This is a genomic window from uncultured Tenacibaculum sp., from assembly GCF_947502995.1.
Classification (GTDB): domain Bacteria; phylum Bacteroidota; class Bacteroidia; order Flavobacteriales; family Flavobacteriaceae; genus Polaribacter.
This window is the reverse complement of record NZ_CANNBW010000014.1, coordinates 1-21,797: the sequence shown is the minus strand read 5'-3', so window position 1 is coordinate 21,797 and position 21,797 is coordinate 1. Positions and strand designations below refer to the sequence as shown.

Sequence of the window (21,797 nt, the reverse complement as noted above, 5' to 3'; positions counted from 1 at the left end):
TTTAGTTTATTGTTTATAAGCTTTTTTAACTCTTTTAAGTACTCTTTTATTAATCTTTACCTTGTTTGAAGATTTTAAGTTATCAATCCAAGTATCTTCTAAATATTTTTGATAATCGTTAATAACCTCTCCTCTAACCTTTTCTAGGTCTTCACTTTTATAATTCTTCTTGTTTTTGTCGAAAAAGGCTAAAAATTCTTCACTCTCACTTTGAGACTTATTCCAAACTTTTAATTGCATTAAATCGAATAACAATAATCCATCTTTATATTCTTGGAGTGTGTTTTTATATTCAGGAAATATATTTTCAAGATTATTTTTGTAATAACTTAATATTTCTTGATCTTTAAATTTAGACCATAATTCTTCTGTAGATAAATATCGCTTGTTCTTTGCATAATCTAAAAACTCAGTTAATGCATATTTTTTGTTTTGAACAGTGTATACTGTAGCTACAGAATCTTCTTTAGTTAAGACTTTTTTAGCTGCTACCTTTTCAATTATACTTTTATTCTCTGTAGGTTGGTAATCTTTGTTTAATTTCTTAATTAAACGTTGTGTAGATAAGTTTCCTCTGTTACTTGTTCTTATTTTACGCTGTAAATCCTCTTTCACTTCATCAAAAGATTTAACAGGATATTTTTTTAATAATTTCACTATATGCCATCCAAAACGAGTTTTAAAAGGCTTACTTATTTCATTTTCTTTCTGTAAGTCCATTACAGCATTCTCAAACGTTAACACCATTCTACCAGAACCAAACCTTGGTAATTTACCTCCATAATTTGCAGAACCTTTATCTTCAGAATATTTTTTCGCTACATCCTCAAAATTAGCCCCACCTAATAATTGTTGATAAATAGAATCTACTTTCGCTTTTCCTTTTGCTTCAGTATCACGTATTAAAATATGTGCTGCTTCAACTTCTCCTCTAGACTTTCTTTTATCGGTAACTTTTAAAATATGATATCCAAATCTAGTTCCAAAAGGTTTAGAAACCTCTCCAACTTTAGTTTTGTAAGCTGCATCTTCAAATTGATATACCATTCTAAATGCTGAAAAATAGCCTAAATCTCCTCCATTAATTTTCGCTGAAGGATCACTAGAAACTTCTTTAGCTACCTTATCGAAAGCTTCACCGTTTAAAATTCGTTTTCCTATTTCTTCTAGTTTTTTCTTTAAAGCGATAGAATCTTTTTTACCTTTTTTAGGATAAGCTAATAAAATATGACTAGCTCTAACTTCTTCAACAGTTCTATCATAAGCTTCCTTTACCATTTTTTGTTTGAACTCATCATCATGAAGATAAGGTGTCATTAACTGATTCTTATATGAACTTAGTTCATTCTTATATGTTTTGGAAGTATCTAATTTTAACTTATAAGCATCAATTAATTTTAACTTGTAATTAATGAAAAGATTCAAATTTTTATCTACATCTTTTTCTTCTTCCTTAATCTGATCTAAATTCTTCTCATAAACTCTTTTAAACTCAGAAACATAAACTGGTTCATCGTTTATAGTTAAAAGAACTTCATCTTTTTGTGCAAAAAGAAAACAAGAAATAAAGAGTGAAATCGTGGTAATAAGAGTAGTTTTCATAAGGTTTTATAATGATATAATGCCTTCTATTTTTTCGGCTTGTTGATAATAAGAGATTACTTCATCTGCGCTAGAAACGTTCAAGTGAATAGATACACTTGTATACTTTCCCGATCTAGATTTCCTAGTATTGATTACAGCACCACCTTTGTTAAAAATATCTTGAACTTGTTCCACTTTCTTGTCTTCACTAGGAACTATAAATTTATATAAATATTTGGTAGGAAATTTAGTTGTTTCGTTTAATTTTTCTTTCAAATTTGCATAAAATGCTTCTCTATCAGACATAGTTTAATTACGTAAATTAATTTAAGCTTGTGTTCTAGCTACACCTTCATTATAAAAATTGAACACAAAATTACACTATTTATTATATATAACTGGCGAATCTAGTATTTTTGCGTCATGCAACAAAAAATTGTTTTTATTGGCGGACCAGGCACAGGAAAATCTTCAGTTTTAAGATACTTAAAAAGAAGAGGTTACAAATGTATGCCTGAAGTTTCTAGAGAAGTAACTAGAGAAGCACAAGAACAAGGTATCGATCAACTTTTTCTTACAGACCCTCTTTTGTTTAGTTATAAATTACTTGAAGGTAGAGAAAAACAATACATAAATGCAGATAATTCTAGCAAAGAAATTGTTTTTTTTGATAGAGGAATTCCTAGTGTTCATGCTTATTTACAATATTTTAATACTGAAGTACCCGAAGTTTTTTTAGAAAAAAGCAAAAAGTATAGATATACCAAAGTATTTCAATTCTTACCTTGGAAAGATATTTACAAATCTGATAATGAACGTTATGAAACTTTTGAACAAGCTGAAAAAATCAGTATGTTTTTAAATAAAGCCTATTCAGATTTAGGTTATGAAATTATAAATGTTCCTTTTGATAGTGTTAGAAACAGGTGCTTCTTTATCTTGAATAATATTTAAATCGTGAATAGCCCAGTAGATATATTAAAAAGATATTGGGGTTTTGATACATTTAGAACTCAACAATTAGAAATAATTGAATCTGTTTTAAATGATAAAGATACAATTGCCTTACTTCCAACTGGTGGTGGAAAATCAATATGTTATCAAATTCCTGCACTTATAAAAGAAGGTATTTGTATTGTAGTTTCTCCTCTTATTGCGTTAATTAACGATCAAGTTAATAGTTTAGACGCAAAAGGGATTAAAGCTTTTCATATTCCTGCTGGAAGCTCTCAAGATGAAGTCGTTCGTATTTTTGATAATCTTAAATTTGGAAATTATAAATTTTTATACTTATCTCCAGAACGAATTCAATCTAAATTCATTCAAGAAAAAATAAAACAATTACCAATTTCTTTTTTCGCTATTGATGAAGCTCACTGTATTTCTGAATGGGGACATGATTTTAGACCATCGTACGCAGAATTATCTATTTTAAAAGAACTAAAAAACGATACGCCGATTATAGCGTTAACTGCTACAGCTACCAAAAAAGTTTTAGTAGATATAGATAGTACATTACATTTAAAAGAACCTATTCTTTTTAAGAAGTCTTTTTACAAACCGAACTTAAGCTATCGTATTTTAAAGAGCGAAGATAAATTATACAGACTCAAAGAAATATTTACCAAAATAAACTCTCCTGCAATAGTTTATGTGAGTTCTAGAAAAAAAACTGTAGAAATTTCAAACTTTTTAAATGCAAATGGTTTTAAATCTGCTTCATACCATGCTGGTTTATCAGCTATAGAAAAAGAAGTAGCTTATAAAAGCTGGATGAATAATAGAACTCCTATTATGGTAGCCACAAATGCTTTTGGTATGGGAATAGATCGTCCGGATGTTAAAGTTGTTATACATTATAATATTCCTAGTTCTATAGAAAATTATGTACAAGAAGCCGGAAGAGCTGGAAGAAATAGTGATAATTCGTATGCTATTACACTAACGAATGAAAGTGATATAAAACTTACTTTAAATCTTTTTGAAAGTTCTCAACCTACTCTAAAAGAAATAAAATTTACTCACGCTAAATTATATCAGTACTATCAAATCGCAAAAGGAGAATTGGTAGAAACAGGCTTCGATTTTAATATTTTAGAATTCTGTAATGTATATAACTTACCTACTAGAAAAGTATTTAACATCCTTCAAATATTGAATAATTTTGGGATTATTGAGTTAAATCATTTTAGTCAGAAGAAATCAACATTACAATTTTTAATTCATCATAATCAATTAAATTCCTATAAGTCTGCTAATGGTCGGAAAATTAAGTTTATTGATACACTTTTAAGAATGTATGGTGGACTATTTGAACAAGAAGTACAAATAAATGAATTCACTATTGGAAAACTTGTAGGAATCACTTCTACAAGAGTTATTGATATTCTCAATGAATTACATATAGATCAAATTATTAATTATAAAAAATCTTCAAAAAACAGTACTTTATATTTTTTACATCCAAGAGAAGATGATTTAACAATAAATAGGTCATCCAAGAAAATTACCCAGCTATTAAGTTATAAGCATGAAAAAATTAAAAACTTAATTCAATTTATTAAAAATGATACTGTTTGCAGAAGTGTTCAACTCCTCTCCTATTTTGGAGAAGAAAATCCTAAAGTGTGTAACACATGCGATGTTTGTTTAAGAAAAGAAAAAATTATTGATGTTTCATCTCAAATATTAAATCTTATTAAAGAACGAACAGAAATATCTTCCAGAGAAATCTGTCAAATATTAAATTATAAAGAAAGAGACATTTTAATACATTTGCGAAAATTACTTGCGGAAGAAAAAATTAAAGTAACAAATTATAACACGTATTTACTTGTATAAATGAAAGATTTAAGAATTGTTTTTATGGGAACTCCAGATTTTGCAGTTACCATTTTAAAAAAACTTGTAGAGCAAAACTACACTATTGTTGGAGTAATTACAGCTCCTGATAAACCTGCTGGTAGAGGAAGAAAACTTAACGAGTCTGCAGTAAAAAAATATGCAGTTTCTCAAAACCTTAAAGTTTTACAACCAAAAAACTTAAAAGCAGATTCATTTGTTCAAGAATTAAGTGATTTAAACGCCGATTTACAAATTGTAGTAGCGTTTAGAATGTTACCTACTGTAGTTTGGAAAATGCCAAAATACGGTACATTTAATTTACATGCATCTTTACTACCTGAATATAGAGGTGCAGCTCCAATTAATTGGGCTATAATAAATGGTGAAACCAAAACAGGTGTAACTACTTTCTTTATTGATGACAAAATTGATACAGGAGAAATTATTTTACAAAAAGAAATTGATATCACTTCTAATGAAATCGTTGGTGAGCTACATGACAAATTAATGTATTTAGGAGCTGATTTAGTTGTAGAAACTGTCGATTTAATTGCCTCTGAAAATGTAACAACAACAAAACAGCCTGAACTAGAAGAAAAAGCTGCACCTAAATTATTTCCTCACAATTGTAAAATTGATTGGTCTAAATCTCTAGATGAGATCTATAATCATATTCGTGGATTAAATCCATACCCGGCAGCTTGGACTACTATAATAAATGGTGAAGATGAGATTTCTGCTAAAATTTATGGAGTTTCAAAGCAAAAAGAGGATCATAATATTGAAATAGGTACAATATTAACAACCAAGAAAGAAATAAAAGTGGCGGTTAAAGATGGCTTCCTTATTATTGATGAAATAAAAATTTCTGGCAAGAAAAAACTAGATGCTGCTAGTTTATTAAATGGATTTACATTTATAGATAAAGCTAAGGCGCTGTAGCCCTTTATTCATAGGGGTTTGACGTATTTTAACCTTTTTTAACCTATGGTTATTAACAAATCGAGGGTTTTTATTAACAAATCCTTAGTTTTTTAGGGCTGTAACTTGCACAATACCCCATTAAATCTATATTTGTTAAGCGTTAAAGCAAAAAATTTATTAATTAATTTTAAAATCTACAAATTATGAACAAGTCTGAGTTAATCGACGCAATGGCTGCTGATGCAGGAATTTCTAAAGCTGCTGCTAAAGCTGCATTAGATTCTTTAACTAACAATGTAACTAGCGCTTTAAAGAAAGGTGACAAAGTAGCTTTAGTTGGTTGGGGAACTTGGTCAGTTTCTCAAAGAGCTGCAAGAAGCGGAAGAAATCCTCAAACTGGAAAAGAAATTCAAATCGCTGCTAAGAATGTTGTAAAATTTAAAGCAGGTGCTGGTTTAAGTGATTCTGTAAACTAATAATCAAGCACTAAACAGTATACAGGCGTCCAATTTTATATTGGACGTTTTTTTTTGTAACATATTAAAAATGTCGTTGTCTTTAGAATAAATAAGTAAACTATTTAAATCATGAGAACAATTACAACACTACTAGTATTTTTTATGACTTCTGTATTAATTGCACAGAAAACCGTAAATGCTAGCGAAATTTTAAAGGCTATAGAAAAAGAAGAAAATATTACCATTAGTAATGCTACTGTAGTTGGTATTTTAGACTTAACTTATATGGATAAAGCTTTACCAAACTTACCAAAAAGAAGAAGATGGTGGAATAATGGTGGTTCTAACACTGTTGAAAAGCAAATTATTAGTAAAATTTCTTTTGTTAACTGTGTTTTTAAAGACGATGTATTGGCTTACATACCACATGAAGATAGCGGGTATACGTTTATCGCAAATTTTGAAGACGATGTAACATTTAGAGACTGTACTTTTGAAGGAAAATCAATGTTTAAATATTCAGATTTTGAATACAACACAGATTTTAGTGGATCTAAGTTTTTAGAAGATACTACTTTTAAATATGCTTCGTTCGATAGAGACATCACTTTTAAAAACACAAACTTCGATGAACCTGCTACTTTTAAATACGCTAAGTTTAGAAAGCATGTAAGTTTTGCTAATTCGATTTTTCAAGAAACTGCAACGTTCAAGTATACAGAATTTAACGGAGGCGTTTCTTTTAATAACGTAAAGTTTGAAGAGGATTTAAACATCAAATACATGGAAGTATCTGGAGAGTTTGATGTAAAAAATATGATTGTAAATTATGATATAGACTCAAAATACACTAAAATAAACGGTAGAAGTTTTAACAACTATTTATTCAAAAAATAAATAAGTAAACCATTTTACCCAAAACAAAGAAGTTTAGCTTTCGCTAAACTTCTTTGTTTTTTTACTTCCTTCATAAAGTTCATACTTTACAAAACGACAATCTAAATCACCATTTTTTATTGGTAATCTTTTCGATGTTCGTAATCCAACAAACTTTAAAGCATTAAAATCTGAAGTAATTAACCAAGCTGTAGAGTTTGGGTAACCATGTTTTAAGGTATCTCCTATACTTCTATAAAACTCTTCAATATTTATATTTAAACGTTCTCCGTAAGGTGGATTAAACAAAATTGTTGTTTTACCAAATACTTCTTTTTTAGAATTAAAGAAATTCACATGATGAACTCCTACAAACTCTTCTAAATTTGCATTGATAATATTTTGTCTTGCTTTTTTAACTGCAGAAGGAGCTTTATCAAACCCCATAATTTTATAATGAGCATTACGGATTTTCTTCAACAAAGAATCTTGAATTATAAAATATAAATCTTCATCGTAATCCTTCCAATTCTCAAAAGCAAAATGTTTTCTATTGATATTTGCAGGAATATTATTTGCGATCATGGCTGCTTCAATTAATAAAGTTCCAGAACCACACATAGGATCAATAAAATTTTCTTCTCCTTTATATCCTGAAAGTAAAATTAATCCAGCTGCTAAAACCTCATTAATTGGTGCAATATTCGTAGCACTTCTATATCCTCTTTTATGCAAAGAATCTCCAGAACTATCTAAGGAAATTGTTAACCATTCCTTATGAATATGAATGTGAACTTTTACATCAGGATATTTTAAATCTACATTGGGTCTTTTCTTATACTTATGCACAAAATAATCTGCAATAGCATCTTTAGACTTTAATGCTATATAGTGAGAGTTTGAAGTAAAGTTTCTAGAATAAACAACAGCATCTATAGCAAAAGTTCCATCAACATCTAATAAACGTTCCCATTTTACACGTTGAATTGCTTCATATAAATCTTCTTCATCAAAAACTTTACTACGTTTAATAGGTTTTAAAATTCTAATTGCTGTTCTTAGTGCAATATTTGCTTTATATAAAAAACCTTTATCTCCTCTAAAATGTACACTTCTAATTGCTTCTTTTACCTCTCTAGCACCTAGTTTTCTTAGCTCATCGGCCAAAACACCTTCTAGTCCAGAAATGGTTGTTGCAACCATTTTAAAATCTTTATCCATCTACGCTGTCTTAGATTGCAAAAATACATTTTAATTATTGTGTTTTTAGATAATAATTCAGGAAAGAAAAATGTAAGTTTTCATTACTTTTGCGTCCATATTACTTATGAAGACAAAAGATTGGTTCAGTTCATGGTTTGACACACCATATTATCATACATTATACAAGCACAGAAATGATGAAGATGCGCAATTATTTATGAAAAATATTACAGCGCATTTAAAGCTTTCTACTTCTGCTCATATAGCTGATTTACCTTGTGGTAAAGGAAGGCATTCTATTTTTTTAAATTCTTTAGGTTATAGAGTAACTGGAGGTGATTTAAGTAAAAATAGTATCGACTACGCTAAACAATTTGAAAACGAAAGTTTAAGTTTTGAAGTTTGGGATATGCGTAAAACATTAGAAAACAAATATGATGCTGTTTTTAATCTGTTTACAAGTTTTGGTTATTTTGATGATGATAATGAAGATCTTCAAGTATTAAAAGCCATAAAAACAGGTTTAAAAGATGATGGAGTTTTAGTTTTAGATTTTTTAAATGTTATTAAAACAGAACAACAACTTGTTAAACAAGAAGTAAAAACGATTGACAATATTGAATTTCATATAAAACGTGAAATTAAAGACGGGTTTATCTTTAAGCATATTAATTTTAAAGCTGATAATGAAGAACATTCATACACAGAAAAAGTTAAATTCTTGAGTTTTGATAAAATGAAGAGATACTTTGATGCTGTAGGATTAGAAATTATTGATACTTTTGGCGATTATAATTTGAATTCTTTTAACGAAGAAACTTCAAATCGATTAATTTTAGTAGCTAAATGAATTACCTAATTTTAATAGGTTCTGTTTTATTAGGAGGAGCTTTTGTTCTTTTTAAAAAACCAAACAAACTATACACTAGACTTTTATTAGCCTTTAGTGGATCGTATTTATTATCTGTAACTGTTTTACATTTACTGCCTGAAGTATATGCGCATTCTCATGATCATACACAATTTCATAAAATAGGTATTATTATATTAATTGGGATTTTATTTCAGTCTATTCTAGAATCTTTTTCTAAAGGAGCTGAACATGGTCATGTACACCTACATTCTAATTCTAATACTTTTCCTTGGTTGTTATTTGTGAGTTTATCTCTACATGCTTTCTCTGAAGGTTTACCTATTCATAATGCCAATGATAATTTATTATGGGCCATTGTAGTTCATAAAATTCCAGTTGCAATTATTATCACTACTTTTTTTCTACACTCTGATTTCTCTAAACCAAAGACATTCATTTTTCTTTTCATTTTTAGTTTGATGAGTCCTATTGGTTATTTTTTAGGAGAAAATGTAAGTTGGTTACAACAATATAACCAAGAAATTACAGCTTTAATTATTGGTGTATTTTTACATATTTCTACAATTATTTTATTTGAAAGTTCTGAAAATCATAAATTCAATCTTCAGAAATTCATAGCTATTTTATTAGGTATTCTACTGACTATTTTCACTTTACACTAGTTTTTTTTTAATATTTTAGTTGGATAAAAATTAAAATATGAAAAAAACACTACTCCTAATTCTATTTTTATTTGCATTAGTTTTTGCTAGTTGCACTGATACTTCTGATGAGAATATAGAAGTAAAAAATCTCAATCTCCCCTTTGATCCAATGGCTCCAGAATCTAAAGATGGAAGCATAATTATTGGTGATTAAACTCAATTTTACTTATAAATAAGTAGAAAAATATACCTATTTATAGGTATATAGTAGGTATTTAAAACAACCTACTTTTGAATAAACTAATCAAAATTAAACTTCATGGGGGAAGAAGTACAAATTAGTGAATATGAAATACATCAAGCTATTGATAATATTTCTTTAGAATTTTTAAAATCGCATAAAATTCCTTTTTCAATATCTAAAATAATAGATTTATCTGAAAAAGGAAGCTCAAAGTTTACTATTGAATTCTCTATAAACCAAAAAGGAAGAGAAGAAAAAAATATTGATATTCCTGATAATATAAAATTAATTAACTACATAGATAACAAGTCAAGGCATGATTTAAAAGATATTAAAATTAAAACTACAATCAGAGAAAGTAATTTCCCATTAAATTTTATAAAAAATAATACTATTTGTAGTAAAACTGAAAATACAAGAATAAAAAATAGATTAATCGGAGGTGGAGGTCTGTTATTAGGAAAAGGCAAAAGTACTACTCATACTATAGGAGCATTCTTAAAAAACAAAATAAGTAATGATTTTTTTGCTTTAACAGTTTCTCACGGAATTATAGGAAATGAAAACTTGTACTACTTTGATGGTTTTTTTGATAATAATAATAGAAGAATAACAAATTCCATTGGTGGTTTTAAAAAAATAAATAGACATATTGATTATGCATTAATAGATATAGATAATAATATTAATCATAAAATTAATTCAGGAATTAAAATTAGCGGCACAATTCCTCATTTATATTCTGATAATATGCAAGGTGAAAAAGTAAAAAAATATGGTTTTTTTTCAGATTTCACTGAAGGCATAATTCATTCAAATTATTGTAATGAAAGCATAAACGGACAAACTATAAATAAAGGTTTAATTGAAGTAAAACATCAATCCTCAAGTTGCTTATTTACTGTCGATGGTGATTCTGGTTCTTTAGTTATTGATAATAATAATAGAATAGTTGGAATAGTAAAAAGTAGATCTAGGAGAAGTGAAAAATTCTCAAAAATTATTCCTATAAAACAAATAATGGATGATATTAATTTAAACTTAACTTTTAATTTTTAAAAAATGGATAAACTTTTACAAATCAACTTAAACAATCCTAGTTACCAAGTAATGCTTGTTGCTGATAAATACAGAACAACTTTTGTAATATCTGGTATCATAGAAACTGACCCTAAAACTAATATTGTTAAAAAAATATCTCTTGAATATGGTAGATTACAAGGTATTGTAGAATTTACATTAAATAATATTACTAAATTAGCTATTGAGGAAGAAAAAGATTACGGAAAAGTAAAAGCAATTTATGTTCAATTAAGAGCTTTTAGTAATAAGAGTCATAATATAGAATACATACCAACTCACGACTTTAAAATAAAAGAAGGTGATACTGTACATCTAAAAATTGACAAAGAAATACTTAATCTTGACATTGAAGATGATATAAAACCTGATGATCAAGATTTAAATCAAGATCGAATTGATATTTGTTTCACAAGAGTAAACCCAAAAATTGATCAATAGAAAAATATTAATATTATTTTTAATTATAAGCTTTTCTTTAAACTCTCAAAATGATGAAATTGATAAGTTAATTATTGATATAAAATATAGTCGTTTTGATAGTATAAAAGATTATTTAAAAAAAGTAAAAATGCCAACTAATCTAAAAAAATTGATTAGTTGGCAAATTGACTTTCATGAGAATGGTAAACTTGATACTATCATTTTTGATAATAAAAAAATTCCAACTTACTTAGTTACAAAATATGAAATTTTAAAAAAAATAACACTCGGAGATTATTGTTCTAATAAACTATTAAATAATAATAGAGCGTATAAATATTATTTTGCTGCAAAAGAACAAGCAAAAAAAAACAATGATAAAATTTTGGTATGTGAGGCACTAAAAAGAATTTTGCCTTTATTGTTAGATAGAACTCGAAAAGTAAAACTAGTAAGTGATGAGTTTTACGATTACAACAACAATATTTATGATCAATATGAGAAAATTTCTTCTGATTTTTTATATTTAAGATATAAACATGTAAAAGATTGCGTAAATAATATTTATGAATTAAAAAAACTAAATAGTACTGTTAATTCAGATACTTTTTCATTTTTAAAAGCAAGGATTCAACACTATATTGGAATGGAGTATACACTTTTTTATAAAGACTATAAAAATTCTGATATTTATTACAAGAAAGCATTTGAAAACTACACTAGAGAAAATATTTTTCTTAATAATAGTTATGCATTTGGTATAATAATTAATTTAGGTTCTAATCAATTAAGGAGAAAAAATTACGATGAAGCTATAAAATACTTTAAAAAAGGTTTTAAATACAAAATACCCAATAGCAAATTACATCAAAAAATTATTGCATACAGAAGATTAGCAAAAGCTTATTACGGAATAGGTGAAATTGATTCAGCTTACAACTTTCTTTTAAAGCAAAGTAAAATTGATAGTATTGTAGATATTCAATCTAGGAATAAAGTTTTTGCAGAAATTAACACTAAATATCAGACAGAAAAAAAAGAAAAAGAAAACTTGAGATTAAAAACAATACTTTTAATTAGTAGTATTTTCCTCTTCCTTGGCGGAATTATAGCGTATTTAAACCTCAAAAACTCTAAGAAAAAACGCTTATTAGCTGAACAACAAAAAGAATTAGAAAAACAGAAAAACCTTACATTACTTAAAGAGCAAGAAATTAACACCATTAATGCAATGGTTACAGGTCAAGAAAAAGAACGCGTTCGTATAGCTGAAGATTTACACGACAATATTGGTAGTGTTCTCGCTACTTTAAAACTTCATTTTGAAAACTTAAAACTAAATAGAGAGAAAAAACATTTCAATCAAGATGAATTGTATGAAAAAACTGAAAAATTAATTGATGAAACTTATCTAAAAGTCAGAAGTATAGCTCATGCTAAAAATGCAGGAGTAATCGCTAATCAGGGATTATTAGTCGCTGTAAAAATTATGGCTGAGAAAATTTCTGCTGCAAATCAGTTAAAAATTGAAATTATAGATTTTGGTTTAGAACAGCGATTAGATACCAATACAGAACTCACTTTATTTAGAATTATACAAGAACTTACAACTAATATTATTAAACATGCAGAAGCTAGTGAGGCAACTATCAGTATTTCTCAGTTTAATGATGCTTTAAATATCATTATTGAAGATAATGGAAAAGGATTTGATCCTAAAAAAATTAAAGCTAAAACAGGAATGGGATTACATTCTATCCAAAAAAGAATTGAACATTTAGAAGGAACTTTTCAAATTGATTCTTCTTCAAAAGGCGGAACTTCAATTATATTGAATATCCCTATTTAAATACCTAGCTGTAAGTAATCCAATACTATTTTGGTTTATTATATTTGAGTAAAACAAATCTGAAAAACATGACTACAATCGTTATTGCAGAAGATCATCAAATGTTGATTGATGGAGTAAAGTCTTTCTTTGAATATGATGAAGAAATCAAAATAATTGGCAGTGTAAATAATGGCGAAGAACTTATAAAACTTGTAGAATTAAAACAACCAAAATTAGTTATTACAGACATTAGAATGCCTAAAATGGATGGCATTTCGGCTACAAAGATTATAAAATCTAAATTTAAACACATTAAAGTTTTAGCATTAACTATGTTCGATCAACCTGATGCTATAAAACAGATGTTAGACGCTGGTGCTTCAGGATATTTATTGAAAAACTCTGGAATTAAAATGTTATCAAAAGCTATAAAAGTAATAGCTGGTGGCAATACTTTTTTTGATCCTAATGTAGCCTTTAACTTTATGAATGATTACATCGATAAAAATGTAACTATTGGTAAATCAGATAAAATTGTTTTATCTAACAGAGAAAAAGAAATTTTACAACATATTGCTAATGGTAAAACATCTAAGCAAATTGCTGAAGATCTTTTTATCGCAAAAACTACTGTAGATACGCATAGAAAAAATATGATTAGAAAATTAAATTTAAATAGCGGAAATGAACTCGTTAAATACGCTATAGATAAGAAATATCAATTTTAACAACTCCTCTACTCCTATTTTACTAAATTCAATAAGTTTTTAATTTCATAACTTAGTCAGATCAATCAAGTATCTTACTATGTTTAAGCGTCTGTGTTTTTTTATAACACTAACATTTTTTGTTCATGCCTGTACTCCTAAAAAGGATGAAATAGAAGTACTTAATGAAATTAAACTTCTTCATAAAAAAGCATTTAAAAACAGAGATTCTACATTAATCAAACTAAATAAAGTTAGAAACTTTATTAAACAGCATTCATTTATTAATGATTCTATTGAAGCTAAAAATGATTATATGTTGGCTAATTATTATCGATTTAAAAAATTGAATGATTCTGCCGTTATATACTTTCATAAAGCTAAAGATTTTGTGAAAGATAGTATTCAGAATAGACTTGAATTAAAATACTATTTTAATTGTTGGAAATTTCATAATCAACTAGGAAATTATGGTGACTGTTTTACCGTTATTAATGATTATAAAAAGTTAGTAAAAACTGAAGATTCTTATTATCAATACATGCTTGAAAATATCTTTAAAGCGAAAGGTGATATACAGAAAGCTTTAATACATAATAAACTTCAAATAAAGGCTAAATTACAAGAAGGACATACTGTAAATGATATCAGTGAAGAGTTAATCATTCAAGCTCAGTATGAATTAAAACTTGGTAATAAACAAAGAGCTTTTTCAGTATTAGATAGTATTTCTAAATTTGAAAATACGCTAAATAAAAACACTAAATATAATTTATTTAGAGAGCTTGGTATTCATCAGTTTTATGAGAAAAATTATTCGAGTTCTGTAAACTATTACTTAAAAGCTTTACACTTTTTAACCAAAGGGAAAAAGAATTTAAATTCAAAAAATGAAATTGCAGGATTACATAAAAATATTTCAGAGAGTTATATCTATTTAAATGCTTTTCAGAAAGCGAAACAACATCTTGACTCTGCTAAAAACCTAATCGACAGCAATGTAAAATCTACAACAAAACGTAGTATTTTACAAACACAACTTCATCTTTCGTTTTTAACAAATAAAAAAATAGACCCTGTACAGAATAATTTAGATAGTATATACAGTTATCAAGAACAAGAGTACACTAAAAAGTTTGAGAATGAACTTATAGAACTCAAAAAAGCTTCTGAAAGGGAAAAGAAAATAATAGCTGAAAAAAACGATTTAGAAATTAAAAGTTTAAAACGAATATTCGGTTTTATAGTTTTATTCGTCATTTTTATAACTGTTGGTTACCTCTTTTACAAACAACGCAAACATAATTTTGAAAAGCAAAACTTACAAATGCAACAACGCTTGTTACGCTTACAAATGAATCCGCATTTTACATTTAACACATTATATGCAATTCAAAATAAAATAGAAGACACACCTAAATTAGCATCAAAATACTTATTGAAGTTTTCTCGATTATTGCGTTTGATTCTAGAAAATTCAACACAAAATTATATTCAATTAAATGAAGAAATTGAAGCTTTACAAAAGTTTATTGAACTACAACAACTTCGTTTTCCTGATACTTTTCAATTTCAACTGAATTTAAAGAATCTTAATCAAGATGATTTAATTTTTATTCCTCCGATGTTAATTCAACCTTTTATAGAAAACAGTATTGAGCATGGCTTGTCTGGAATAAACTATCCAGGACAAATTACATTAAGTTTAACCCAACAAAATGAAACTTTACTGTGCATAATTGAAGATAATGGAAATGGATTGTTAAATCATAGTAAAAACTCAAAAACATCTTCTACCATACTAATTGATAGCTACTTAAAAAAAGTTGTAAAAAAAGGAATTAACATTAAAAATAAATCAAATGAAACAGGTGTTATAGTAACATTTGAAATACCATATAAACTCTCAGATAATGATTAAAGCGATTATAATTGATGATGAAACACATGTAAGAGTCGATGTTAAAAAGAAAATAGAACAAAATTTTATATATAAAATAAATATTGTTGGGGAAGCATCTGATGTTGATACTGCTGTTTTAATTATAGAAAAAGAACAACCCGACTTACTATTTCTTGATGTAAACCTAGGACAACAAACTGCTTTTGATATTTTAAATAAATTAACTTTTAAAAAGTTTGAAATCATTTTTATTACTGGTTTTAACAAACATGCTATCAAAGCCATAAAAGTTGGTGCTTTAGATTATATATTAAAACCGATTGATGATGATGAATTTATAGAAGCTGTAAATAAAGCTATTCAACAAAAAACTCAAACAACTACGCTAGAAAAATCCATAGAAGTAACAAACGAGTATTTTAATGACAAGAACACTAATAAACGTATTGTATTAAAAACAGCGGACACTGTTTTTGCAATTCATGAAGATGATATATTATACTGTAAATCTGAAGGAAATTACACTACCTTTTACTCATCTATTACAGATAAAATTGTAATTACTAAATCTGCTAAAAAAGTTGAAGAATTATTATCTGAACAAAAATTTGTTCGTTGTCATCAATCGTATTTAGTCAACAAAAAACATGTAATAAAATATAGTAAAAAAGGTTTTTTAGTATTAAAAAACGAGATAAAAATTCCTGTTTCTTCTAGAAGAAAAGAATATACTCTTGAAAAAATATTTTAAATATATTTTAAAAATCACATCGCAGATTTGAAAATAAACTGTACTAATTTGAAATTCATGTTTTCATCTAAAATGACAATACATAACTTGTAAGATCATTCAAAATATAAAATCAAGTAGAAAATGAAAATAACAAGATTACTTTTTATTTGTTCCGTACTTCTAACTATTGCTTGTGAAGATAGTGCTAAAGAATTAGAAATTTTAGATCATAAAAACGCTGAATTTGAATTAAACGAAAGATCACAAATTATTATACCTCATAGTAATCAAGATAATCAACTTCAAAAAAAACTACAATGGGTATCTTATATCAGCGCACAAGTTATTATGACTAAAATGACAAACAGAGTGGAACTTTCTAATTATATACAAGGAAGAGAATCTGTAACATTAAACGAATTAATAGGAGAAAGCTCTAATTTGAATTTTAAAAGTGAGTTTTTAAATATTTTAAGAGATCATATAGATAATAGTCCTCCTAATAGAGATCCTATTCACGGTACACAAACTCCTCCTAAACCATTAATTACTTGCGAAGATGACTTAGGTGATTGTTTAACACCAGTAGGTAGCAATTTAACGCAAAGAGCAATGCAATTCTTCTTAAATTCTGTTTTAAATGAAAATTGTATAGAATTATATTTTCCTGAAGTACTTCATCCATTAGCTCCTGTACATTTACCACATTCAATAACATCTACAGCTCATCCATTAAATTATAATGATGTTAATTTCGGGTTTCATCATTCTTCAGTAATATCTGAAGAAAGTGATAACAATGGAGTTACAGAAGTAGATAGAGTTAATCATAATTATTTAGATAATTTTACTGATAATGTAATAGTAGCTAGACCATACACTAATTTATCAAATTGTAGATACGAAGAATACTTACTACTTAATTTTTCAGGTTTTTTACAACGATAATAAACAATAACATACATTTACTAAAGAGAACTCTATTAAGAGTTCTCTTTCTTTTTTACAATAAAACGCTTTTGAAAAAAAGTGTTACACTTCTGAAATCCTTATTGATTTTATTACTCAAAAATTGAAATTTTACTTCGAACAAAAATATAAATCAACATTTATGAAAAAATCAATTTTAAACTTAGGTAAAACTTTAAACAAACAAGAACAACAAACTATAAACGGAGGTAGCATAGCGCAAGATGCATGTTTAAATAGTGGAGGAAAATGGGTATGTGTTGGTGTTGGAAATTGCGGCTGTGTTATTGGTATAAAACCAACTGGACCACACGAAAAATAATCTTCTATTAAAATCAAATTTATGAAAAATCAAATCTTCAATTTAGGTAAGTTACTAAGTAAAACACAACAACAAAAAATAAAAGGAAGCGGTTTAACTTCAACAAAAACTAATGGTTGCGGAAATAGAAACTGCGGTACAGGATGTGGTTCAAACCAAATATGTGTTCAAGTATTCTGTGGACCTTTTGATATTATTGCTTCAGAATCTGTTTGCATTGATATAGTTTAATAAGTAATCGATTAAAAATTAATACTTATGAAAAAATCAATTTTAAACCTAGGTAAAGCCTTAAATAAAAAAGAACAACAAGAAATTAGTGGAGGATTAATATCAGTTACTTGTCCTCAATATTCTGCTCAACAGTGTTTGTCTTGTGGTGGTTTCCCTAGAACAAACGGATGTTGTTTAGGTTTTGCAGAAACTCACTGCTGTTTAACTGGAGCTTGTGAGTAATAAGACATAATGAAAAGAAAATTTTATTAAAAAGGTGTGCTCTAAAAAGAGTATGCCTTTTTTTATTTCTGCTATTTAAATTAAACTTTTAATAAAATGAACACAAATAATATTTTAAATAAAGATTAACTAATTAGTTATTTAAATTTTAAAATGAAAAGTTTAGTTTTAATTGTTCTTGTCGCGAAGAAATAGACGTAAAGCTGTGAATGTCTTTAAACCATCACAGAATATTAATTTTTCAAAAATATTAACCATGAAAAAAATATTCGAAATCGGAAAAAAACTTAGTAAACAAAAACAATTAGAAATTTTAGGTGGATTTGGTCCTGTGCCAATTGCTTCTACTTGCGATTATCATTCTCTAAGAGCTTGTCAAAACTCTTGTACTGCTCCTTTTACTGAATGCGGTCCTTGTTTAGACAACAATCCTACACCAGGAACTTACGAATGCAGATATACTGGTTTCTAAAATCAAAAATAACAAACGGTGAACTTTTTGCTCACCGTTTAATTTTTTACTCTTCTCTATTTACTAAGTCAATAGAAAATGCAGGTAAACAAACTGCTAAATATTCGCATTCTTCTTCAAAAGGGTTTGAATACTGTACTCTAACGTTTTTTTCTATTTTAATAGATTGTCCTGCTTCCAATATTATAGTTTCTCCATCAATAATAAATTGTTTCTTTCCTTTTATGATATATGTAAATTCATCAAATGCTGGAGTTTGAAAAGGTTCAGCCCATCCTGCAGGAGCAACCATGTGTGCAATACTTACTTTCGAGTTTCCGTCTGTAGCATTACCGAAATGTTCTTCGATTAATTTTCCATCTGTTGTTGGAACTACAAAAGGGGATTTTTGAATTGTATACTTTTTTGCCATTACAATAATTTAGTTTTAACAAATTTAAAAAACGGAACATAGTTTGCGCTATATATATGACATAAATTAATTATAACTAAACAACTGAAATAAGATGTAGTTTTGCTACATTTGTCGCGTTTTATTACTCAGTTTTTTGAGTAAATGACAAGTTGACATTTAACGTATATCGATGGAAGAAAAAAAATTTGATTTCAACTCATTCATAGGAATGTTATTATTAGGTGGAATTTTACTATGGTATTTAAATTCTAATAAGCCTGAAGTTGATGCTGAAAAACCAAACACTACAACAACAGAACAAGTTACTACTACAAATACTGTTTTAGACACAACTAAGACTAAAAACATTGTAGTAAATGATTCTTTACAACAAATTGCTTTTAAAAATCAATTAGGTGCATTTGCTCACAGTGCCATTAATGGAAAAGATGGTGAAACAGTAATTGAGAATGAATTAGTTCAGTTAACTATTAGCAATAAAGGTGGACAAATTACCAAGGCTTTAATTAAAAATTACAAGACTTACGATTCTTTACCACTACATATTATTAATAATAAAAATGCAAATTTTAATATCAATTTTGGTACAACTGATAATCGTACTATAAACACTCAAGATTTATTATTTGCTCCAGAAAAAACTAAAAATGGAGAAAATACTGTACTTTCTATGAAACTTAAAGTTTCTGAAGGTCAGTATTTAGAGTACCGTTACGAAATTAAACCAAACGACTACAGAATTGGATTTGCTGTTCGTTCACAAGGGTTAAGTAACGTAATTAATAGTTCTCAGAATATTAACTTAGACTGGAAATTAAAATCTTTACGTAAAGAAAAAAGTATGCGTACAGAAAATATGTATACTTACTATTATTTTAAAGAAGATGGAGATGTAGACTATTTACAAATGAAAGATGATGAAGTTGTAAATGATGTAGAATGGGTTGCCTATAAACAACACTTCTTCTCTACTGCTTTATTAACAGACACTCCTTTTAATGATGCAAAATTAAAGTCTGTTGATTATTTAGGTGAAGATCAAGACAGTATATATACAAAAACATTTAGCTTAAATACGCCATTAGCTTTAAAAAATGGTGAATTAAATTATAATATGGAATGGTATTACGGACCAACAGATTATAATTTATTAAGTACATATAAAGGAACAGATTTAAATGAAATTTCTGATTTAGGTTGGGGTATTTTCGGATTCTTAAACAGAACTGTTTTCTATCCTGTATTTAATGTTTTAAAAGGATTTATAGGTAACTTTGGTTTAATCATTATTTTAATGACTATTGTTGTTAGAATTATCTTATCACCTGTATTATACAAATCGTATTTATCTAGTGCTAAGATGAAAGTGATTCGTCCTGAAATGGAAGAAATCAATAAAAAGTATCCTGGTACAGAAAACGCAATGAAGCGTCAGCAAGAAACTATGGCTGTACAACGCAAAGCTGGGGTAAGTATGATGTCTGGTTGTATTCCCGCATTATTACAAATGCCTGTATTTTTTGCCTTATTTAAATTTTTCCCTACAAATATAGATTTCCGTCAAAAGGCTTTCTTATGGGCTGAAGATTTATCTTCTTATGATATTATTGCTAAACTTCCTTTCAAGATTCCTTTTTATGGAGACCACATTAGTTTATTTCCAATTTTAGCTTCTGTTGCAATTTTCTTTTACATGAAAATGAACCAAAGTCAACAATCTGCAATGCAAGCTCCGCCACAAGAGGGAATGCCAGATATGAGTAAGATGATGAAGTATATGATTTACTTCTCTCCTATTATGATGTTATTCTTCTTTAACAATTATGCTAGTGGATTAAGTTTATATTATTTCGTTTCTAACTTACTAACGATTACGATTATGTTCGTTATTAAGAATTACGTAATTGATGAAAAGAAAATTCATGCTCAAATTGAAGAAAACAAGAAAAAGCCTGTTAAGAAAAGTAAATTCAGGGAGCGTTTAGATGCTGCTATGAAGCAAGCTCAAGAACAACAAGAAGCACAACGTAGAGCTCAAAAGAAAAAATAATACAGTTAGTTTATTTTGAGTCGTCCTAAAATAGGTTGACAGTTAAAAAAATATTTAAACCAGAGAAGCTAGCTTCTCTGGTTTTTTGTTGTGTATAAAATTAGGAGTTTTCATATTCAAACTCAAATGTGGTCTCAAATTATTATAAACATGTATTGATTGTTCAATTAGTTTTTTCAATTCCTTGCCTGTATTACATTTATAAATTAAAAATTCATGTTTCAAGATTCCATTGATTCTTTCTGCTAGAGCATTTTGATAACAGTCATATCCATCAGTCATTGATGGTTTTATATCTTTATCTACTAGCTTTTTCTGATATATTCTTGAACAGTATTGTAGTCCTCTGTCAGAATGATGAATCATAGGTCCAGATGTAATCCTGTTTTTAATAGCCATATTTAAAGCTTTAACTACATTTTCTGCACTCATATCATCACTTAAATGATATCCCATAATTTTTCTACTAAAAGCATCGGTTACCAAAGATAAATAATGGGTTCGTTCCCTACTTTTTATATAAGTAATATCGCTAACAAAATATTGTTCTGGTTTAACAGCCTTCTTATCTTTAATCAGATTAGGATATTTGCGTAACCAATGTTTAGAGTTCGTGGTTTTAGTATAATTCTTTTTAGGTTTGATCAACATAGATTCTGAGCGCAAGTAATCAAATAGGGCATCTCTACCTATTTTTATCCCTTGATCTTTAAACTCTTCCTTTAGTAAATAATACAACTTACGAGTTCCTATTCTAGGCATTTGCATACGTATCTGTATCACCA

Annotated in this window: 25 protein-coding genes; 20 read left to right on the top strand and 5 right to left on the bottom strand. The window is 27.6% G+C overall.

Annotated elements, in window-relative coordinates; translation table 11 throughout:
• Nucleotides 1–6: 6 nt before the first annotated feature.
• Together Q1A46_RS12585 and Q1A46_RS12580 are read right to left on the bottom strand one after the other, a co-directional pair.
• Entirely contained in the window at nucleotides 7–1,602 is a 1,596-nt protein-coding gene (locus Q1A46_RS12585; protein ID WP_299679066.1) for a peptidylprolyl isomerase, read from the bottom strand.
• Between the two features lie 6 nt (nucleotides 1,603–1,608).
• Nucleotides 1,609–1,890: a DUF493 family protein gene (locus Q1A46_RS12580; protein ID WP_299679063.1), complete on the bottom strand. Its 282-nt coding sequence runs from the start codon at nucleotides 1,888–1,890 to the stop codon at nucleotides 1,609–1,611.
• 117 nt (nucleotides 1,891–2,007) lie between these two features.
• Between Q1A46_RS12580 and Q1A46_RS12575 the strand changes: the two genes are divergently transcribed.
• The 5 genes from Q1A46_RS12575 (at nucleotide 2,008) to Q1A46_RS12555 (ending at nucleotide 6,707) form a co-directional block, all read left to right on the top strand.
• Nucleotides 2,008–2,538, top strand: coding sequence for an ATP-binding protein (locus Q1A46_RS12575; protein WP_299679060.1), 531 nt, complete (start codon nucleotides 2,008–2,010; stop codon nucleotides 2,536–2,538).
• A gap of 3 nt (nucleotides 2,539–2,541) precedes the next feature.
• A complete protein-coding gene (locus Q1A46_RS12570) occupies nucleotides 2,542–4,425 on the top strand; it encodes an ATP-dependent DNA helicase RecQ (protein WP_299679057.1) in 1,884 nt (627 codons plus the stop codon).
• Nucleotides 4,426–5,370: a methionyl-tRNA formyltransferase gene (fmt, locus tag Q1A46_RS12565; RefSeq protein ID WP_299679054.1), complete on the top strand. Its 945-nt coding sequence runs from the start codon at nucleotides 4,426–4,428 to the stop codon at nucleotides 5,368–5,370.
• Nucleotides 5,371–5,555: 185 nt separating this feature from the next.
• Nucleotides 5,556–5,828 carry an HU family DNA-binding protein gene (locus Q1A46_RS12560; protein ID WP_095071568.1) on the top strand — a complete coding sequence of 91 codons (273 nt, stop codon included), beginning with the start codon at nucleotides 5,556–5,558 and terminating at the stop codon, nucleotides 5,826–5,828.
• A gap of 111 nt (nucleotides 5,829–5,939) precedes the next feature.
• Entirely contained in the window at nucleotides 5,940–6,707 is a 768-nt protein-coding gene (locus Q1A46_RS12555) for a pentapeptide repeat-containing protein (RefSeq protein ID WP_299679048.1), read from the top strand.
• 33 nt (nucleotides 6,708–6,740) lie between these two features.
• Here the strand turns inward: Q1A46_RS12555 and Q1A46_RS12550 are convergent, their stop codons facing one another.
• Nucleotides 6,741–7,907 carry a class I SAM-dependent RNA methyltransferase gene (locus Q1A46_RS12550; protein WP_299679045.1) on the bottom strand — a complete coding sequence of 389 codons (1,167 nt, stop codon included), beginning with the start codon at nucleotides 7,905–7,907 and terminating at the stop codon, nucleotides 6,741–6,743.
• Between the two features lie 106 nt (nucleotides 7,908–8,013).
• Between Q1A46_RS12550 and Q1A46_RS12545 the strand changes: the two genes are divergently transcribed.
• The 14 genes from Q1A46_RS12545 (at nucleotide 8,014) to Q1A46_RS12480 (ending at nucleotide 18,547) form a co-directional block, all read left to right on the top strand.
• On the top strand, nucleotides 8,014–8,739 hold the full coding sequence (locus Q1A46_RS12545) for a cyclopropane-fatty-acyl-phospholipid synthase family protein (protein ID WP_299679042.1): 726 nt from the start codon (nucleotides 8,014–8,016) through the stop codon (nucleotides 8,737–8,739).
• Nucleotides 8,736–9,425: a ZIP family metal transporter gene (locus Q1A46_RS12540; protein ID WP_299679039.1), complete on the top strand. Its 690-nt coding sequence runs from the start codon at nucleotides 8,736–8,738 to the stop codon at nucleotides 9,423–9,425. The genes Q1A46_RS12545 and Q1A46_RS12540 overlap by 4 nt, the downstream gene beginning before the upstream one ends.
• A 37-nt stretch (nucleotides 9,426–9,462) precedes the next feature.
• Nucleotides 9,463–9,621, top strand: coding sequence for a hypothetical protein (locus Q1A46_RS12535; RefSeq protein WP_299679036.1), 159 nt, complete (start codon nucleotides 9,463–9,465; stop codon nucleotides 9,619–9,621).
• 105 nt (nucleotides 9,622–9,726) lie between these two features.
• The gene (locus tag Q1A46_RS12530; protein ID WP_299679033.1) at nucleotides 9,727–10,710 is read left to right on the top strand and encodes a hypothetical protein; all 984 of its coding nucleotides are present in this window, start codon (nucleotides 9,727–9,729) and stop codon (nucleotides 10,708–10,710) included.
• 3 nt (nucleotides 10,711–10,713) lie between these two features.
• Nucleotides 10,714–11,172, top strand: a complete 459-nt coding sequence (locus Q1A46_RS12525; RefSeq protein ID WP_299679030.1) for a hypothetical protein — start codon at nucleotides 10,714–10,716, stop codon at nucleotides 11,170–11,172.
• On the top strand, nucleotides 11,162–13,003 hold the full coding sequence (locus Q1A46_RS12520) for a sensor histidine kinase (RefSeq protein ID WP_299679027.1): 1,842 nt from the start codon (nucleotides 11,162–11,164) through the stop codon (nucleotides 13,001–13,003). Before Q1A46_RS12525 ends, Q1A46_RS12520 begins: the two co-directional genes overlap by 11 nt.
• A 68-nt stretch (nucleotides 13,004–13,071) precedes the next feature.
• Nucleotides 13,072–13,713 (top strand): response regulator transcription factor, encoded by a 642-nt coding sequence (locus tag Q1A46_RS12515; protein ID WP_299679024.1) that lies wholly within the window; start codon nucleotides 13,072–13,074, stop codon nucleotides 13,711–13,713.
• A 79-nt stretch (nucleotides 13,714–13,792) separates the two neighbouring features.
• Complete coding sequence (locus tag Q1A46_RS12510) at nucleotides 13,793–15,613, top strand: histidine kinase (RefSeq protein WP_299679021.1); 1,821 nt, start codon at nucleotides 13,793–13,795, stop codon at nucleotides 15,611–15,613.
• A complete protein-coding gene (locus Q1A46_RS12505) occupies nucleotides 15,606–16,346 on the top strand; it encodes a LytTR family DNA-binding domain-containing protein (RefSeq protein WP_299679018.1) in 741 nt (246 codons plus the stop codon). The genes Q1A46_RS12510 and Q1A46_RS12505 overlap by 8 nt, the downstream gene beginning before the upstream one ends.
• A gap of 123 nt (nucleotides 16,347–16,469) precedes the next feature.
• The gene (locus Q1A46_RS12500; RefSeq protein ID WP_299679015.1) at nucleotides 16,470–17,276 is read left to right on the top strand and encodes a hypothetical protein; all 807 of its coding nucleotides are present in this window, start codon (nucleotides 16,470–16,472) and stop codon (nucleotides 17,274–17,276) included.
• A 163-nt stretch (nucleotides 17,277–17,439) separates the two neighbouring features.
• Nucleotides 17,440–17,619, top strand: coding sequence for a hypothetical protein (locus Q1A46_RS12495; protein ID WP_299679012.1), 180 nt, complete (start codon nucleotides 17,440–17,442; stop codon nucleotides 17,617–17,619).
• Nucleotides 17,620–17,640: 21 nt separating this feature from the next.
• Nucleotides 17,641–17,850 carry a hypothetical protein gene (locus Q1A46_RS12490; RefSeq protein ID WP_299679009.1) on the top strand — a complete coding sequence of 70 codons (210 nt, stop codon included), beginning with the start codon at nucleotides 17,641–17,643 and terminating at the stop codon, nucleotides 17,848–17,850.
• A gap of 27 nt (nucleotides 17,851–17,877) precedes the next feature.
• Nucleotides 17,878–18,075, top strand: a complete 198-nt coding sequence (locus Q1A46_RS12485; protein ID WP_299679006.1) for a hypothetical protein — start codon at nucleotides 17,878–17,880, stop codon at nucleotides 18,073–18,075.
• A 256-nt stretch (nucleotides 18,076–18,331) separates the two neighbouring features.
• A complete protein-coding gene (locus Q1A46_RS12480) occupies nucleotides 18,332–18,547 on the top strand; it encodes a hypothetical protein (protein WP_299679003.1) in 216 nt (71 codons plus the stop codon).
• A gap of 46 nt (nucleotides 18,548–18,593) precedes the next feature.
• Here Q1A46_RS12480 and Q1A46_RS12475 read toward each other — a convergent pair whose 3' ends face one another.
• Complete coding sequence (locus Q1A46_RS12475; protein ID WP_299679000.1) at nucleotides 18,594–18,959, bottom strand: cupin domain-containing protein; 366 nt, start codon at nucleotides 18,957–18,959, stop codon at nucleotides 18,594–18,596.
• Between the two features lie 172 nt (nucleotides 18,960–19,131).
• Between Q1A46_RS12475 and yidC the strand changes: the two genes are divergently transcribed.
• Entirely contained in the window at nucleotides 19,132–21,012 is a 1,881-nt protein-coding gene (yidC, locus tag Q1A46_RS12470) for a membrane protein insertase YidC (RefSeq protein WP_299678997.1), read from the top strand.
• Nucleotides 21,013–21,066: 54 nt separating this feature from the next.
• Here the strand turns inward: yidC and Q1A46_RS12465 are convergent.
• Nucleotides 21,067–21,797 (bottom strand): IS3 family transposase (locus Q1A46_RS12465; RefSeq protein ID WP_299678994.1); only part of this gene is annotated, 731 nt, incomplete at its 5' end.